Origin of the sequence: Nocardioides abyssi, assembly GCF_030412915.1 — a bacterium.
Classification (GTDB): domain Bacteria; phylum Actinomycetota; class Actinomycetes; order Propionibacteriales; family Nocardioidaceae; genus Nocardioides; species Nocardioides abyssi.
Genome location: NZ_JAUHJR010000277.1, coordinates 1 through 222, shown reverse-complemented (window position 1 = coordinate 222; position 222 = coordinate 1). Strand labels below are relative to the sequence as shown.

1 protein-coding gene is annotated in these 222 nt (G+C 75.7%); it reads right to left on the bottom strand.

Going from position 1 to position 222, the window contains the following annotated elements; all coding sequences use genetic code 11:
- A partial coding sequence (locus QWY29_RS21385) for an aldolase/citrate lyase family protein (RefSeq protein WP_300963104.1) occupies positions 1-222 on the bottom strand: 222 nt, incomplete at both ends.

Sequence of the window (222 nt, the reverse complement as noted above, 5' to 3'; positions counted from 1 at the left end):
GGTCAGCCGCTCGCTGGCGCGGGCGATGGCGAGGGCGTCGAGGATCGCGACCGGGGTCTCGATCATCGCCCAGAGCGTGGTGTGGTCGGGGGCGCCGGCCCGCTCGAGGGCCGCGACGAGCTGGTGGACCTCGTCGGCGGAGCCGACCTTGGGCACGACGACCGCGTCGGGGCCGGCCTGGGCGATGGCCGCGATGTCGGCGTCGTGCCACTGGGTGCCGAT